This is a genomic window from Butyrivibrio sp. AE2015, from assembly GCF_000420825.1.
Classification (GTDB): Bacteria; Bacillota; Clostridia; order Lachnospirales; family Lachnospiraceae; genus Butyrivibrio.
Genome location: NZ_ATVR01000052.1, coordinates 1 through 15,901 on the forward strand (window position 1 = coordinate 1; position 15,901 = coordinate 15,901).

The 15,901-nt window shown below is 40.1% G+C and carries 14 protein-coding genes; 3 read left to right on the top strand and 11 right to left on the bottom strand.

Translation table 11 applies throughout. From position 1 onward, the window contains the following. Nucleotides 1-1,285: 1,285 nt before the first annotated feature. The 4 genes from G585_RS0115755 to G585_RS0115770 form a co-directional block, all read right to left on the bottom strand. A complete protein-coding gene (locus G585_RS0115755) occupies nucleotides 1,286-1,474 on the bottom strand; it encodes a hypothetical protein (protein WP_022776285.1) in 189 nt (62 codons plus the stop codon). 134 nt (nucleotides 1,475-1,608) lie between these two features. Beyond that, a complete protein-coding gene (locus G585_RS0115760; RefSeq protein WP_022776287.1) occupies nucleotides 1,609-2,079 on the bottom strand; it encodes a hypothetical protein in 471 nt (156 codons plus the stop codon). 119 nt (nucleotides 2,080-2,198) lie between these two features. Continuing rightward, nucleotides 2,199-2,972 carry a response regulator transcription factor gene (locus G585_RS0115765; RefSeq protein ID WP_034482601.1) on the bottom strand — a complete coding sequence of 258 codons (774 nt, stop codon included), beginning with the start codon at nucleotides 2,970-2,972 and terminating at the stop codon, nucleotides 2,199-2,201. 71 nt (nucleotides 2,973-3,043) lie between these two features. Continuing rightward, nucleotides 3,044-4,795, bottom strand: coding sequence for a cache domain-containing sensor histidine kinase (locus tag G585_RS0115770; RefSeq protein ID WP_196802926.1), 1,752 nt, complete (start codon nucleotides 4,793-4,795; stop codon nucleotides 3,044-3,046). Nucleotides 4,796-4,937: 142 nt separating this feature from the next. On the opposite strand from G585_RS0115770, the gene G585_RS0115775 reads away from it, so the two are divergent. Beyond that, entirely contained in the window at nucleotides 4,938-6,305 is a 1,368-nt protein-coding gene (locus G585_RS0115775) for a TrkH family potassium uptake protein (RefSeq protein WP_026664055.1), read from the top strand. Between the two features lie 12 nt (nucleotides 6,306-6,317). After that, nucleotides 6,318-6,968 (top strand): NAD-binding protein, encoded by a 651-nt coding sequence (locus tag G585_RS0115780; RefSeq protein ID WP_022776291.1) that lies wholly within the window; start codon nucleotides 6,318-6,320, stop codon nucleotides 6,966-6,968. 12 nt (nucleotides 6,969-6,980) lie between these two features. Here the strand turns inward: G585_RS0115780 and G585_RS0115785 are convergent, their stop codons facing one another. The 7 genes from G585_RS0115785 to G585_RS0115815 form a co-directional block, all read right to left on the bottom strand. Next, nucleotides 6,981-7,829, bottom strand: coding sequence for a carbohydrate ABC transporter permease (locus G585_RS0115785; protein WP_022776293.1), 849 nt, complete (start codon nucleotides 7,827-7,829; stop codon nucleotides 6,981-6,983). A gap of 2 nt (nucleotides 7,830-7,831) precedes the next feature. Next, nucleotides 7,832-8,746, bottom strand: a complete 915-nt coding sequence (locus G585_RS0115790; RefSeq protein ID WP_022776294.1) for a carbohydrate ABC transporter permease — start codon at nucleotides 8,744-8,746, stop codon at nucleotides 7,832-7,834. Between the two features lie 99 nt (nucleotides 8,747-8,845). Further along, the gene (locus G585_RS0115795; RefSeq protein ID WP_022776295.1) at nucleotides 8,846-10,207 is read right to left on the bottom strand and encodes an ABC transporter substrate-binding protein; all 1,362 of its coding nucleotides are present in this window, start codon (nucleotides 10,205-10,207) and stop codon (nucleotides 8,846-8,848) included. A gap of 79 nt (nucleotides 10,208-10,286) precedes the next feature. Continuing rightward, nucleotides 10,287-10,841: a hypothetical protein gene (locus G585_RS0115800; protein ID WP_026664057.1), complete on the bottom strand. Its 555-nt coding sequence runs from the start codon at nucleotides 10,839-10,841 to the stop codon at nucleotides 10,287-10,289. A 145-nt stretch (nucleotides 10,842-10,986) separates the two neighbouring features. Then, entirely contained in the window at nucleotides 10,987-12,066 is a 1,080-nt protein-coding gene (locus tag G585_RS0115805) for a peptidylprolyl isomerase (RefSeq protein WP_022776298.1), read from the bottom strand. Between the two features lie 9 nt (nucleotides 12,067-12,075). Further along, nucleotides 12,076-13,476, bottom strand: a complete 1,401-nt coding sequence (locus tag G585_RS0115810) for an NAD(P)/FAD-dependent oxidoreductase (protein ID WP_022776299.1) — start codon at nucleotides 13,474-13,476, stop codon at nucleotides 12,076-12,078. A gap of 71 nt (nucleotides 13,477-13,547) precedes the next feature. Then, the gene (locus G585_RS0115815) at nucleotides 13,548-14,012 is read right to left on the bottom strand and encodes a PH domain-containing protein (protein WP_022776300.1); all 465 of its coding nucleotides are present in this window, start codon (nucleotides 14,010-14,012) and stop codon (nucleotides 13,548-13,550) included. A 165-nt stretch (nucleotides 14,013-14,177) separates the two neighbouring features. Between G585_RS0115815 and G585_RS0115820 the strand changes: the two genes are divergently transcribed. Continuing rightward, on the top strand, nucleotides 14,178-14,525 hold the full coding sequence (locus tag G585_RS0115820; RefSeq protein ID WP_022776302.1) for a hypothetical protein: 348 nt from the start codon (nucleotides 14,178-14,180) through the stop codon (nucleotides 14,523-14,525). Nucleotides 14,526-15,901 lie beyond the last annotated feature (1,376 nt).

Below are 15,901 nucleotides of genomic sequence, written 5' to 3' on the forward strand. Positions count from 1 at the left end.
CTGGTTTATCAATGTTCTCTAATACAAACTTTTTAAAAGCCAATGTAAACCTTATTGAAGTATCAGTAACTCGAAAAGTGTATGGATTGCTAAGTAATTCTGCTTTTTCAGCTTCAGTATAGTGATGTCTTGAACTCATAATAGTTATGCTCCTAATAATGAAAGGATAACATCCAGATGTGGTCATTAACAATAACACAATTGTCCGAAAACACGGTATTGCCTTCAAAAAAATGTATAAAACAGATTTTGGGCTGTATTTTAAATGGGTATTACCACATGAAAGTGGGTCTAAAGTGAATTGATATGTGTCCACTCTATAGGTAGTAGTTTATAGCTTTTATCGCAGGCATTTGGGCATATACGGCGATTATCCGTCCGCAGCCACCATTTTAACGGGTGGCCCGAGTCTTGAAATCGGCCTATATGCCCAATTTAACTTCGTGAGGGGTGGCTGGCCTCGTAAAAAGTTGCTATATGCCCAAAATAGTAAAAATCAGAGGTGGCTGGAAGCTTTCCAAAGCGCTATATGCCCAAACCATTATTCTTCACGATCATATGGACTGAATGGAATGGAACATAGAAAATTCGGATTGTCAAAGCGAATTGGGTATATAGTCATATTTTTTAGTTAACACATCCATCGACAGTATTTTCAGGAAGTGAAACTGGGCATATACGAGAAAAAATGGATTGCCACATCCATTGGATGAGTGAACTTTAGACATATGACCTCTATATAATGGTGTGGTAACCTCAAATAAGGCCGTATATGCCCAAAATTACAAGTCAAAAATCTTGTCGCATGGTGTCGTAAGCTCAAAAATCAGGCTATATTTCCAAAACAGAATCTTCGCTCTCTTTACATTGAAAGACGCAGACGCAGACATATAGTCACATACATCCTTGAAAGTAGCCATCCCTACTGTTCTCGGAGTCAGAGCCCGAGGCAATAACACCCAGCCACACCGAAGGTGCTCGCCATTGACGGGTTCTGAGGAAAACGCTACAATGCTGCATCCGACGGTGCGTGAAAATCTACTGTTCCCATCATCCTCACCGTCGGCTCGCAGGCCAAAGCGTTTTCCTCAGGTTCAGTCAATGGTGGCGTACGCAGCCGCAATCTAAAATTTTTAGAGAATTAGAGAAGTCACTTACGCATATACAAATAGAGAGGATTCTGATGTATGCTAATTGCATACATCAGAATCCTCTCCCTAATCTACAACGTAGAACCTCATTATTGGCTACAAAATAAATAATCAACTTTTCACAGCTCATCATTTTATTTTGATGCCATTCGTTTGCCACACTTTTTGCATTTTAGAACAGTTTTTTTCAAGACCTTAACATCGGTCTTCTCAAACTCATGGTCTCCGCCTTTGGGGCAGTTTCCCTTGCGCTTAGCGCCGCCAATTACATCCTCAAGATAATCGTCTGTTATTTCCATTCTTACATTTTTATTCTCATCCATTTTCGTACCCTCCATACTCATACGAAGTGTTCTATTAATCAACAAATTTCAAACCAATAATAACAATAGCCCGCATAGCTATGTATCATTTGTTATCCATTTATACGAATCAAAATGAATTTTGGCAATTCTGGTCAAGGACGATATTTTTTCAGGAGCTGCTTCATAAACAGTGGCTGAAATATAAAAATAAGAATGTATCCAACTATAAAGCAAATGACAAGAGAATGAAGAAACATTGGAAGGAATGAAAGCTGTGCCATCCCGCCGCTTTGTTTCATGACCATTGTATATGCAAGTAGTACCATTACAAAAGTCATAAGTGGTGTATAAATAAGATTTGAAATAAGACTGCTTAACAGGCGCTCTTTTATAGTACCCTGCGCAAATCCTGCCTTGCGGCAAACGTCACCGGTTATTTTACCGACAGGGACCACAAAACCAATGAGTATGCTAATGATTGCACTTACAATGAAACTAAAAATAAATCCAACAGGCGTAAAGTGCCCTGAAGAAAGTGTCCCGGTAAGTGCCAGACAAAAGCTCATAAGAATACCCATCCTGATTCCCATTTGTCTGCCAATCTTTTTCATCTGCTCATTCATAAGGCGCCTCCTTCTTCACATAAAACACAGTTGCAGCTATCTGATTATTATTTATATTTTATCATAATCGCGTCTACTATTAAATCTGCAATTACGTGTCGAAATAACCGGGCAATCCCTTATGAACTTTTTTCAAGTACATAGTCTGAATAGCTCATGCCGGTATATTTTTTAAAACACCTGCTAAAATAGTTGGGATCAGGAATTCCCACTTCTCCTGCCGTTCTATACATCTTATATCCAAGCTCTGCATAGCGAAGAGCCTTTTTCATTCGAAGATCTGTGAGATATTTGGCAAAATTTTTCCCGGTGTCAGCCTTAAACTTACGAGACAGGTAGCTTGCACTAAAGCCAAAGTTCTGAGCGATGAAAGTAAGATTAAGCTTGGGATCCGTGAAGTTCTCCATAACATACTTTTCTATAAGCTCAGTGGAATTTACCTCTTCATCATAATCGTCATTTTCGCCATCTTTATCCGGATTGCTTCTCTGTCCCTGATTATGTCTTGATGCATCAAGCTTTTCTTTTGCCCTCTCGAGAACCTTTGTGACTTCCGCTCTTACCATAGGTTTAAGCATATAATCAAAAACCGGCAGGCTCACACATTTTCTGGCATACTCAAACTGGTCAAATGCCGTCATTATTATGATGATAAGGTTAGGATATCTTGAAGTCGCAATCTCCGTAAACTCTATGCCATCCATAAAGGGCATTGAGATATCAACAAATGCTATATCCGGCCTTATCTCATCAATTACATTTATGGCTTCAATGCCGCTTGCTGCCTCTCCAACAACTTCCATTCCAAGGCTCTCGTAGTCAATCGCTGCCTTCATAAGTTTTCTTGCCGATTCTTCATCGTCAATTACCATAACTCTGTACACATTTCCCATAATAACCTCTCCCTGAAACATCGAACCCCTATATTGCCAAAAAACTAATATCCAATCCCCTGAAAAAAAGGTCAGCTCGTGGCCGGAATTACAAATTCAATTTCAGTATATTCCCCAATTTCACTCTTTATACTGACAACATCCTCTTTTCCGGTATAATACCTTATTCGCTCTATAGTCCCCCAAAGGCCAAAGCTCTCGGTATCAAGGTCATTTTTATCCTTCCTATCAAGAGAAAGGATCTGATCTATTTTTTCCTGTCTCATACCTATTCCGGTATCATGTACGATAATGTGCAGATTTCCATCCTGAAGTCTGCTGCTTATCTTTATTTTACCTCTTTCCCCCTTTAAACGTATACCATGATATATACTGTTTTCCACAAGGGGCTGCAGTATAAGCTTTGGAACCATAACTTCCTGAGTATTCTCTGCTATGTCATACTCATCATCCAATATGTCGCCATATCTTAGCTTTTGAAGAGAAAGATAATCCTTAACGATCCACACCTCTCTTGAAAGCGGGATTGCCCTGTCACCCTTACTTAAGAAATTTCTGTAAAAACTGCCCAAAGTTTCAAGGGCGTCATGAACATTTCCCGCACCTGCGTCCATGGCCATAAAGCCTATGGTCTCAATCGAATTATAAAGAAAATGCGGCTTTATCTGCTCCTGCAAAACTCTCATCTCTGCTCTCTGAAGAGTCTTTTCTTTTTCCATGAGCTTATCAATAAGGTCATTAACATGATCTATCATGCCGTTGTAATCGCCCTGAAGCATATCAAGCTCGCTGTAAGGCACTTCGACATTTATTTTCTTAAGCTCTCCCGACTGCCTGTTTGTTTCCATTGAATTGGACAATTCAAAGATTGGATCCGTTATAGTCTTTCTGATAAATGTTCCAACGAAAAATGCAAGTATAATGAATACTATCATCAAAAACAGCAGAATATACAGCATTCTGAAGGGAATTCCCTCTGTTCCGTAGGGTGAAACCCTGAGAATAACTATAGGAAGGTCACTTACTAGACGCCCCGACAATAGTTCTCTCTCTCCGTCTATAAAAACGTCCTCATGCCTTATGGATGTACTTACGAACTTATTGTCAAAAAAGTTCACATAGCTTTTATTTCCTGCAAGGAAAGTCCCATCACTTCCCATGATGCAGATGTTGTCATAACTAAGGCTTGCCAGCATTCTCTCAAATACCAAAGAGGAAATATTCATCATAAGGATTCCGGTTCTTTTCTGAGTGTCAATGTCATATATTGCTCTTCCAATGGTGACAACAGGGCGTCCGTCCTGCTTGGTCGCTATACCGTTACTGTTAAGGGAAACCACTACTCTGCCAAGGCCTTCATATATATCACCTTTCCATTCTTCACTGTTCATAAGTCCATAGTCATACTGATAGGTAAACCGGTTAGTTGCCAGCATGATCAGGTCTTCTCTGAAGATCATGACACTATCCACGCCCTCTGTTACGTTCAAAATGTCCATAACTCCATATCTGGCGTCGTTTATCATACTGATATCTACAGAGAGCATTTTTGCCCTTAAAAAAGTCAGAACCCTGTCATCTATCATTATAAGTCTCGAAAGAGATGTATATTTCTGAATATCGGAACTAATGTTACTTGAAAGGGTCTTAAGAACATTTTCAGAATCTCTGATGGCGTAGTCCTTTTGCTCCTGCCTAGTGATTATGTATGTTGAACACACAAATACGATGGCAGCAACAAGAACTATCCCAAAGATCAGCCTTTTAAGGCTAAAAGAAAGCGTATTTTGCTGTATTTTTTTCCTGTTAAGAATATGTTTCATTTCCCCAATATCCCCAAATACCTCTAATTTAACACCCATACCAATTATAACCGATTTTCTCCTGAAAATGTCCAAGCTTGTTAAGCAAATAGCAAAGAAGTATAATTGGATGACAATGCTTATTTTCCAGGAGGAATACCTTTTGAAAAAGTGGAGTTTTTCTTCAGAACATCTGATACCCCTTAGTTTTTTAGGAGCAATCCTCATAGGAACCCTTCTTTTGCTCCTTCCAATATCTTCAGCGCCCGGAAACACTACTGATTTCCTGACAGCTCTTTTTACAGCAACCACATCCGTATGTGTTACCGGACTTGTTGTAGTAGATACCTACAGCCACTGGAGCGTTTTTGGACAGGTCATCATACTGGTACTTGCTCAGATTGGAGGCCTTGGCATCATAACAGTAGCATCATTGTTTATGCTTGTTACCCGCAAAAAATTCTCAATGGGCCAAAGGATCATGCTCACAGATGCCCTTAACCTCAATGAAAGATCCGGCGTTTTAAAGATCCTTGTGCGCATCATTCGCGGCACACTGATAGTTGAGCTTCTCGGTGCTTTTTTTTATTCCATCACCTTCATCCCTCTTTTAGGATGCAAAAAAGGCATCTGGGCTGCGGTCTTTAACTCAGTATCTGCCTTCTGCAATGCGGGAATGGACGTTGTTGGTCCTACCAGCATGGGAGTTTTTAATTCCAATTCACTGGTTCTTTTTACCACAATGACACTCATTATTCTCGGAGGACTTGGCTACGTAGTCTGGTTTGACCTTTCTTCAGGCATAGTGAAGGGAGTCAAAAACAGATACTCTCCAAAACTTATATGGAAACGACTGTCTGAACACACAAAACTTGTTATTTCCATTACAGTTATCCTCATTGCTATTGGTACAATATCTTTCTTTGTGTTTGAATATAACAATCCGGGAACCATAGGGAATATGCCACTTTACGAGAAATACCTAAACAGTCTCTTTGAGTCAGTAACTCTGAGAACTGCCGGATTTTCAAGTTTCTCACAAAAATCAATGACTGATATATCCTGCATCATAGCTTATATCCTGATGTTTATCGGAGGCTCCCCTGTCGGAACAGCCGGCGGAATCAAGACTGTCACTTTTTTCCTGGCAACTCTTAATATTCTCAGCTATATAAATAACGATGATAAAAACCTTGTTTTTAACAGAAAAGTTTCCTATGAGCTTATGCGCAAGGCTACAGTAATCGTGGCTGTCAGCACCTTTACAGTTGTTATGTTCACACTTTTACTGATGGCAACAGATAAGTCACTTGGGGTCACAGATGCTCTTTTTGAGATAGTCAGTGCATCCGCAACAGTTGGTCTTTCCAGAGATGTTACAACGACTTTAAATGTAGCAGGCCGCATTATCGTAATTATATCCATGTACCTTGGAAGGATTGGCCCCATTTCCATGGCAATCTTTTTTGCCAAAAGAAAAACCAGGAATAATTCAGTTCAATACATCGAAGGCAATTTTTACGTAGGATAAAGGAGAATGACAATGAAAAAATCAGTTGCAGTTTTAGGATTGGGAAGATACGGAATCAGCCTTGCTAAGAGCCTTTATGAAATGGGTGCTGACGTCCTTGTTGCTGACAAAGATGAAGACCTAATAAAAGAAATGGCAGATTTCTGCACTGTCGGCGTAGTTGCTGACCTCGAAAATGAAGAAGAAATAAAGTCACTTGATATAAAAAACATGGACATTGTTGTCTGCGCTATGGGACGAAATCTGTCGGCCAGCATCATGTCAGTTGCAGTTGCCAAGGAACTTGGTGTTCCGCTTGTTGTAGCAAAAAGTTCCTCAGAAAGGATGTCTTCCATACTCAAAAAAGTCGGAGCAGATAAGATCATCATTCCTGAGGACTTCGGAGGTTTGCAATCTGCAAGAATCCTTATTTCAGATACTTTCATTGACTATTTCCAGCTGGATGAAAATCTCTCAATGGTTGAAATAAGACCAAGAGACAGCTGGATTGGAAAGAGCCTTTTGGAGCTTGATCTCAGAAAGAAATACAAGCTCAACGTTGTCGCTGTAAAAAACAGCCAGACAAAATGGGGCTTTATTGATCCTCAGAGAAAACTTACTTCTGATACCACTCTCCTTATAGTCATTGAAACAAATGAACTAAATAAAATAAATAAGGGCTGATCCTTATTTCTTTTACCCCTTAACGGCGCCAGCTATAAAGCTGGCCTGTATCTTGCCGCTAAGGAATATATAGAATATAAGGGTTGGAAACGTCGCTATTACAAGGGCTGCACCGATTGGCCCCCACTCTGTGGTATGCTGTCCGGAAAGTGCCTTTATACCTACAGGAAGCGTCCTGTGAGCTGAATCTGAGATAAATACATTTGCAAACATGAACTCGTTCCAGCACTGGAGGTATGAATAAACTCCGACAGTTGATACCGCAGGTTTCATAAGTGGAAGTATGATCTTAAAAAATGTTCCAAAAAGTCCGCATCCATCTATCCTTGCTGCCTCATCAAGGGCTGTCGGTATTTCAGCCATAAAACCGGAGCAGATAAGGATCGCCATTGACAGAGTAAACGCTGAATAAGGAACGATCAGTGTCGAATACTTATTAAGCCAGTGTAGTTTTGACAAGACTACGTAAACAGGCACGATTGATGCCTGAATTGGAATTGTCAGTCCCAACATAAAAAATGCATTTGCAAGTCCGCTAAATTTCCATCTGATTCTGGTTATCGCATAGCAGGCCATCATGGCTGCCATCATTGAAATCCCTATTGCAAGAGTTGTCACAAGAAGGCTGTTAAAAAAGTACAGCCCCATATTTCCTGTGTTCATGGCTGTTGCAAAGTTAGACCAGAGCCAGTTCTTTGGAAGGCCTATGATATTGCTTCCGAATATCTCATCATTTGACTTAAGCGAAAAAGTGAACATGAAATAAATCGGAAAGATATTGATCAGGGCCCAAATGATCAGAAATATATTTGTTATAACCTTAAGATAAGGTTTTTCTTCCTTAAGTGTGTAACTTTCCATCTTTAATCATCCTTTTCTTTAAATGCTGCTGTTATGAGAAGTGCAAAGGCAAAGCACAGGATTATGAGCATTACAGATATCGTGCTGCCCATTCCATATCTGTTTCTAAGGAACAGCATGTTCTCAAGAAGTGTGCTTGGAACCTCTGTTGACTGGAAGGGGCCGCCTTCAGTCAGGATCCTTACAAGGTCATAAGTCTTGAGTGAACCTGTGACAGCAAAAATAACGCTTACTCTTATGATCGGCTTGATTATCGGTATGACAACGTATCTGTCAACCTGCCATTTGGTTGCGCCATCAAGCATTGCTGCTTCTCTAAGATCTATGGATACTCCTTTTACTCCGGCGTACATAAGTAGCATATGATAGCCGATGTACTGCCACACCGTTGGAACAATGATACTTCCAAGAGCAGTTTTTACATCGCCAACCCATACATGCTTTAGATTCCCCATATTTATTGCATCCAGAAATCTGTTTAAAAGGCCGTAATCCGGATTGTAGATCTTAAGCCATAACTGACCTATTACAACTGTAGAGATCAGCACCGGCATAAAGAAAATTGACAGGAAAGTTCTTTCTCTTCTCGCTCCTCTTCCAAGCAAAAGCGCCAGTAAAAGCGCAAAGGGCAGCTGAACAAAGACAGAGAAAAATGCCAGGATCAATGAATTTTTTAAAGATGTCATAAATTTGATAGAACCGTTTGTAAACAGTTCAATGTAATTATTAAATCCAATGAATGTGCCTTCAGAAAAGCCATTCCAATCATATAAGCTCCTGTATACAGATACAGCAATAGGAGCTATCAGAATACTTATAAAAAGAAGTAGACCCGGGAGTAAAAATATAAAGATGGCAAAAGCTTTTTTTAGTTCTTTTTTTCTTCTCTCCCTCTCTACGTTTTTTTCTTTTTCCATACAAAAAATCCTTCCCCTATATCCCTTTTAAAAAAGGCCCTCCCTCTCTCTTAGTAAGGAAACAGGAAGGACCTTTATAAAACCAGTTATGAAAAAGTATTACTGAATATCTTTTGAAAGACCCTCTATGAACTGACTTCCATCAAGAAGGCAGCCATAAACCTGATCTACATATGAAAGATATGTATTAGCAGAATCTGCACTCATAGCTGTATCGCCGAAAAGAACCATTGAATCAGCGCCTGCAACGATTCCTGCTACAGTCTGTGTAAGTTCGTTAACTGAACTTGTATCGCCGTAAGGTGTCCAAGCTGGAAGTCCGCATCCATCAAGGTATCCATAGTGGCAGATGAGCTTACCAAGCTCAAATGCATAGTCAGCAGCTCTTTCTGCATTAGGTGAAGATGCTGCAACTGCAAGTGTATCTGAAGGTCCGCCAATGAGCTGTCCAAGCTTTGACTTGTCTGCGTTGATAACAGGGAACTCACCTACTTTTACCTTAGGGAAGAATTCTGCATTAGCTGCAAAGTCAGCGCAGTTCCATGTTCCGTTCATATAGAACGCATACTTGCCTGCCATGAAGTTGTTCTTAACTTCGTCGTTTGTAAGACCGATTCCTGAAGGATCGAAATATCCGTTAGTAACAAGGCTCTGGAATGTATCAACGGCGTCTGCTACATCCTGATTGTTCCATGTTGACTTTCCAAGGAATATATCATTAAGTGTGTCTGCTCCGGCACTCTTCTCGATAACTGACTCGAGGTACTCAGTTACGCACCATGTCTCCTTACCAGCGCATCCAAAAGGAATGATTCCCTTTGCTTTAAGTGCGTCACAGCAAGCAATAAACTCATCATATGTGCCAGGGATCTCTTCGTAGCCAACTTCCTTAAGAAGTTCCATGTTAGCAAAAAGGCCAACGATGTTCATTGTAAGCGGCACGCCATAGTGCTTTCCGTCATAAGTTGAGTTGCCAAGCATAACCTCTGGAAGTTCTGACTTATAGTTCTGATAAGCATCATCAAGGCAATAAACCTTTCCTGCTTCTACGAAATCACCAAGGAATGCGCATGACCATGTAAAGAAGATATCAGGCATCTCATTAGCAGAAACTGCTGCTTTGATCTTGGTCTTGTAGGACTGATTCTCGAAAGCTTCCCAGGTAAAGTTGATCTCTGGGTGATTTGCCTGCATATCTGCGATAGCAGCTTCATAAGAGTGGCGGTTTGAATCACTCTCTGTAGCAATACACCACATATTAAGAGAAATAGGCTCTTCTGAAGTAGTTTCAGCTACTGTCTCAGTCTTCTCTTCTGCCTTGGCTTCAGTAGTAGCTTCCTGCTTTGCCGGCTCCGGAGCTGATCCTGTATCAGCAGCTGGCTGAGAAGCACTTCCACATCCGAAGAGAGACAATGTCATTAAACCTGCCATAAACATTGAAACAATACGTTTTTTTTGCATTTCATACCTCCCTTTATTAAATTGTTTTGGCAGTCGCCTGCCTGTTCTTTTATCTAAAGCGCATGCAGCTTAAGATTCTTTAACTTTTGACCTCTGTCTTTACCATAGGCCATGGATAATCGATAGTGAGCTCATCCCCATCAAGCTCATAGTAAAGATATGCGTCCTCAATCGGATCGTCATACATCAGCTTTATGCAGGAATTTTCTTCATCCACTGTATATCTGCCAAAAAAGATATTCTCCTCAGAGAACTTTCCGTCATCAGTAAACTGATACTCCCATCCGTTGTCCTGTTTCCAGACACCAACAATTCCGTCAGTATCTTTTTGACCATCGTACTCATATGTGGACTTTTCGTACAAAAGCATCGTATCGCCTTCCATGACATAACGCAGTCCAAGATGATCCCCATTATCATCATCCAGCATTATGTATGAGTCGTCCTTTGAGTATGAATACTTTTCGCCCTTATAAAGTGCTTCTCCGTCATCGTAAAAGGATAGGATTTCTTCACCGGGTTCATGGATGTACGCCCAGCTCTCAGTTTTTTCAGCTGCCTTCCCACAACCAAAAAGCACCTGAGATGCGCATAAAACCAACATAGTTACCAGGTAATATTCTAATTTTTTCATACCCTTTTTCCTTCCCTTCATGGTTTAAATATATCCAATTGTTCACAGAAATTTAATGGAATATTTTGACTTTATTAAGCACATTTTTTACTAATTAGACAAAAAAATCCCACATGACAATAATTTGTCTGTGGGATTTGCACTATTATCTAAAATATTTTTGATATATTTCCATCAAATTGGATGTAGAAACTTCTTCATCAGCTACCAAAGTAACCGAATTCCACAATTTCTCATTGAGTCGCTTGTTCAATGTCGCCACAAAGGCGTCATACTGCTGCCCAAAAACCTCTCTTTTTCTCTCCGCTACGATCTTTTCCTTGTTGGCCTCAGTCTCTTCTCTGTTAAAGGTAGTTATGCACTTGATGATCACATAACCCTCTGAGGTCTCTATGATATCGCTGACTTCATCAGTTCCAAGATTAAATGCAGTCGTATCATAAATGGACTCCATATCGCCTTTGCCAAAAGAAATAGTTCCTTCATCAGCCTCATTGTACTGAGCCATGAGTTCTTCAAAACTTTTGCCTTCTTCAAGCTCACTCACAATGCTTTTCATGTTTCTGTAGATCGTATTTTTTTCTGAGTCGCTGACAGGCGTCTTTTCTCCACCAGCATCAAGAGTATAAGTTTTTAGAAGTATCTGTTCCACGGTTATGGTTCTTGCTTCATCATCACTTATCTCCGGGTTAATGTCCCTTATGATGTAGTCATAGAGCTTATCGGCCAGGGCTCTCTCCTCATAAATAGCAAGCACTTCTTCAAGTGTCACATTGCCCATGGCTTTGATATCAGCTTCCGTAAGGCCTCCGTAATACTCATTTGCCGCCTGAAGTGAAAGATTTATCTCAGACTGGTCAAGAGAGATTCCGTTTTCCTCAGCCAAAAGATTCATAGCCTTTATCTGAGCGATCTTGGCTAGAACCGATTCTTTTAATCTGTCTTCTACAGTTCCTGCATCAGTCTCTTTGCCCCAAATATCACTTCCAAAGCTCTCTTCATAGCCTTCCTGGGTATTTACCAGATACACAAGAGCCTCAGACAGATTGCAGCTCTTGTCCTCGATTGTAAACACCTCATTCTTGGAAAAACCTGTTGTAAAAACAAGCCTTACATCTGAAACGTTCGTGCCGCATCCGGTAAGAACAAGGGACAAAGCCAGAATAGAAGCAGCTGATAAAATATTCAGTTTACCTTTTAGTTTTTTTAGTGTTCTAAAAATCATGTCTGCCTGTTATTTCATACTGCTGATGATACTGCGGGCAACAGAAAGTCCATTTGCACTCGCCTGCTGAAGACCTCTTGTAACACCTGCTCCGTCTCCGATTGCGCGAAGGCCTTTGATACTGGTCTCGAAGTCTTTATTTACAATAACTTTATTGGAATAGAACTTAACCTCTACACCATAAAGCAGGGTCTCGTCTGAAGCAATTCCGGGAGTAACCTTATCAAGAGCCTGAATCATCTCATCGAGATCTACCATTATCCTGTGCGGGAATACAAGTGAAAGATCTCCTGGCACAGCATCCTTAAGTGTCGGAATCAGATTATTCCTGCAAAGTCTCTCTTCTGTCGTTCTACGGCCTCTTTTGAAATCACCATAGGTCTGAACAAGTATCTTGCCACCACAGAGCATATTGGAAAGTTCTGCTATTTTTTTACCATATTCGATTGGTGTTTTAAAGGGCTTAGTAAAGTTCTTTGAAACCAAAAGTGCAAAGTTGGTGTTGTTTGTCTTAAACTCTTTTCCCTTATAGGCATGTCCGTTAACTACTGCAAGACCGCCCTCGTAGTACTCTGTAGCAACTTCACCTGAAGGATTTGTGCAGAAGGTTCTCACCTTATCATCAAAAGTTGGGGTATGATAAATAAGCTTTGCCTCATAAAGATTTTCATTGAGGAACTGCATTACCTCATCCCTTACTTCAACGCGAACTCCTACATCTACTGTTCCAGGTTTTGTCTCGATTCCAATCTCTTCGCACTTATCCTTGAACCAGTCTGCGCCCTCTCTTCCGACAGCAGACACAATTTCTTTTGCCAGGAAAGTCTCCCCTTTATCTGTCACTACTCCTGTAGCAACGCCGTTCTCCACAATGATATCCTTGACCATTGTATTAAACTCTATTGTGACACCCTTGCTTAAAATATGTTCCTGAAGACGGGAGTAAATCTTATATCCCTCCTCGGTGCCAAGATGTCTTATGGGACACTCTACAAGCTTAAGATTGGCGTTTATGGCTTTTCTTCTGATTTCACGAAGCTCAGCCTCTTTATCAACGCCATACACGCTGGTATCTGCACCAAATTTAAGGTATATCTCATCAGATTCATGTATAAGCCTTGTAGCCTCATCATACCCAAGAATTTCAGGAAGTGTCCCTCCAACATCCGGAGAAAGTGAGAGCTTTCCATCAGAAAAAGCTCCTGCTCCCGCAAATCCTGTAGTAATTGAACATGGCTTGCAGCCTGCGCAGGTCTTGGTAACTCTCTTAGGGCAGTTTCTCTTTTCAATAGAGCGGCCCTTTTCTATCATCAAAACCTTGAGATCAGGTCTCTTCTCCATAAGTTCATAGGCGCAGAAAATGCCGCCTGGGCCTGCACCAATAATTATCACATCTAATTCGTTTGCCATTAAAAATCTCCTCTCAGTAAACAGATAAGCAGATAATTATAACATATCAAAGACGAAAAAAATCTAAAAGTTTAGTCGTCTATATGCCCACTTAGATCATCAGCATCATCAACGTCATGGATATCGCCTGCTCCAAAGCCTATGTTCTGCATGCTCACAGTTCTTCTCTTAATTCTTGCGGCTTCCGAAGCCTGAAGAAGGAAGTCTTTTATCTCGCGTCCATGCTTTATGTTCTTCATAGTGATAGTTCTGTCTGTAACATCGGACGTAAATAAAGTAATTGTTGAAAGGCCTGCCATGCGCTGCAAAAGAGTTCTTGTGATCTCTACATCACTGATCTTATACATATAGCAGTCATTCTCACGGACAGTAAAAAAGCCATTGATTATAGTAAAGTCATTATCTCTTATCTCATACTTTGTAAAAGTCCAGGGAAGGCCAAACAGAAGCCATCTGCTGCGCTCTGTATATCTAAGTTCTCCCTTTGACATTTTAGATTCTTCATATTTTTCCGGATTAGCAATTTTAGGACTCATCTCATCTTCCCCTTGTGATCACATTTTATTTTTAAATAATACTTTTTGATTATAAAAAAAGCAATATTTTTAGGTTACCCACTTCAGATTTTCAGTTCTTCATCCGATAAACTTCATGAGGCAAAAGAATGAAAGCATTATTGAGGTTATAGGAGAAAAGTGGAAATGGATTTTAACTTTTTGGCCGCAGCTAATGGAATAACAAGTAAATACCTTAACCAGTTATCACCATCTAGTGCTTCTGTAAGTTCACTTACCGCAGGAGAAGATGCAAAAGGCAAATTTGGCGAAGAGTTTGACAAAGCCTACGATTCATTGCAGGCTACCAGAGCACTTGATGCAACAATGCGTCAAAGCTACGCTTCTACACATAAAGATGATTTTAAACAGGCTGCTGACAGACTGGGATATTCTATAGATAACAGAGTTATTGACATGCTCCACCTTGAGATCACATCAAAGATGAATGCACAGGTCAACGAAGCAATGAATAACGCAATTGATAATCTTTAAAAAAAGTTGTCGAAAGAAAAATCTTTCGACAACTTTTTTCTTTGTTTTTTCAATAATAAAAGACAATACATTAAACACACAGGAATACAGACTGACACTTAAATTAAGAGTCAGTTAGACAGCGCAAAAAAGCGCGCAAAAGAACTATAGTGATTATCACACTATCTTTTATGAAGGAGTCATAGACATCCCTGTATGTTCAATGTTTGTGAGATTTGGAAAATGCAAGAATCATAGCCGCGTAAGCTATCATAAGCAGCGAATTAGACACGCTGTCCGCATCATCCATTGCTCTTTCGAGCAGAAATAATGTTTGTAACTAATAACTTGTCGTTCAACGATTGCCACTTTATCACAACTAAAATTGCATGTAAATAGCACTACCTTAATCTTAAGAATTTCTATCGCAAATCTTAAGAATTCCTTAAGAAGTTGACTATTTATGGATTATTTGTATTTTCTTATTTGTTTTATTCCAGATCACGCCAATATTAAAAGTAAACCTATAAGCAAAATACTCTTTCTTTGTATATGCGTAAGTGAGTAAGGATACATAGGGACTGTTCAAATAAATTGATCTAGGTTACGAATGCTTTCTCCGATGGAGCAAGCATTCTTTAGTTATCAGATCATCCTTTTAGACCAGATCACATGATGATAAACATACGTATTGGAAACAATACTTTCATCATAAGAAAAGTTTAGATTACGGCTGAGTACGCCACCATTGACTGAGCCTGAGGAAAACGCTTTGTCAGCCTTGCCGACGGTGAGGATGATGGGAACAGTAGTTAGATTCATGCACCGTCGGAACCAGCATTGTAGCGTTTTCCTCGGAACCCGTCAATGGCAAGCACCTTCGGTGTGGCTGGGTTAAGATGCCTCAGGATCCAATTCCGAGAACAGTAGGGGCGGCTACTTTCAAGAATATGTGTGATTATATACCCGCGGCTACCATTGTAAAGGGTACGACAATGCTAGTTTGGGCATATAGCTTGATATCGCTTTTGCAGCCACCATTTTAACAGGTAACTTGGGTAAAAAAATATATATTACATTTCTTACCCTATCTTTCTGGTTTTCTTTGGGTAAGATAATGATTATTACGTTTCTTACCCTGTCTTCCTAGGTGGCCCAAGACTTGAAAGTGTCCTATTTACCCATTTGAACTCCATGCGGGGTGGCTGGCATCACTAAAAAGTGCTATAAGGACAAATTATAAGAAACAAGAGGTGGCCGGAAGTTTTTTAAGCGCTATATGCCCAAATCATCCTTTTCATCTAAACATCAATGATTGTTTTATAAAAAGAAAGCATGTGTACAGAAAAAAGATGCTCGCGTCATGTCGAAAAAGATGTACAAGACATGAATAATAG

Coding starts and splice junctions, on each gene's coding strand:
- G585_RS0115755 (WP_022776285.1), bottom strand. CDS start 1,474: ATGGATGAGAATAAAAATGTAAGAATGGAAATAACAGACGATTATCTT.
- G585_RS0115760 (WP_022776287.1), bottom strand. CDS start 2,079: ATGAATGAGCAGATGAAAAAGATTGGCAGACAAATGGGAATCAGGATG.
- G585_RS0115765 (WP_034482601.1), bottom strand. CDS start 2,972: ATGGGAAATGTGTACAGAGTTATGGTAATTGACGATGAAGAATCGGCA.
- G585_RS0115770 (WP_196802926.1), bottom strand. CDS start 4,795: ATGAAACATATTCTTAACAGGAAAAAAATACAGCAAAATACGCTTTCT.
- G585_RS0115780 (WP_022776291.1), top strand. CDS start 6,318: ATGAAAAAATCAGTTGCAGTTTTAGGATTGGGAAGATACGGAATCAGC.
- G585_RS0115785 (WP_022776293.1), bottom strand. CDS start 7,829: ATGGAAAGTTACACACTTAAGGAAGAAAAACCTTATCTTAAGGTTATA.
- G585_RS0115790 (WP_022776294.1), bottom strand. CDS start 8,746: ATGGAAAAAGAAAAAAACGTAGAGAGGGAGAGAAGAAAAAAAGAACTA.
- G585_RS0115795 (WP_022776295.1), bottom strand. CDS start 10,207: ATGCAAAAAAAACGTATTGTTTCAATGTTTATGGCAGGTTTAATGACA.
- G585_RS0115800 (WP_026664057.1), bottom strand. CDS start 10,841: ATGAAAAAATTAGAATATTACCTGGTAACTATGTTGGTTTTATGCGCA.
- G585_RS0115805 (WP_022776298.1), bottom strand. CDS start 12,066: ATGATTTTTAGAACACTAAAAAAACTAAAAGGTAAACTGAATATTTTA.
- G585_RS0115810 (WP_022776299.1), bottom strand. CDS start 13,476: ATGGCAAACGAATTAGATGTGATAATTATTGGTGCAGGCCCAGGCGGC.
- G585_RS0115815 (WP_022776300.1), bottom strand. CDS start 14,012: ATGAGTCCTAAAATTGCTAATCCGGAAAAATATGAAGAATCTAAAATG.
- G585_RS0115820 (WP_022776302.1), top strand. CDS start 14,178: ATGGATTTTAACTTTTTGGCCGCAGCTAATGGAATAACAAGTAAATAC.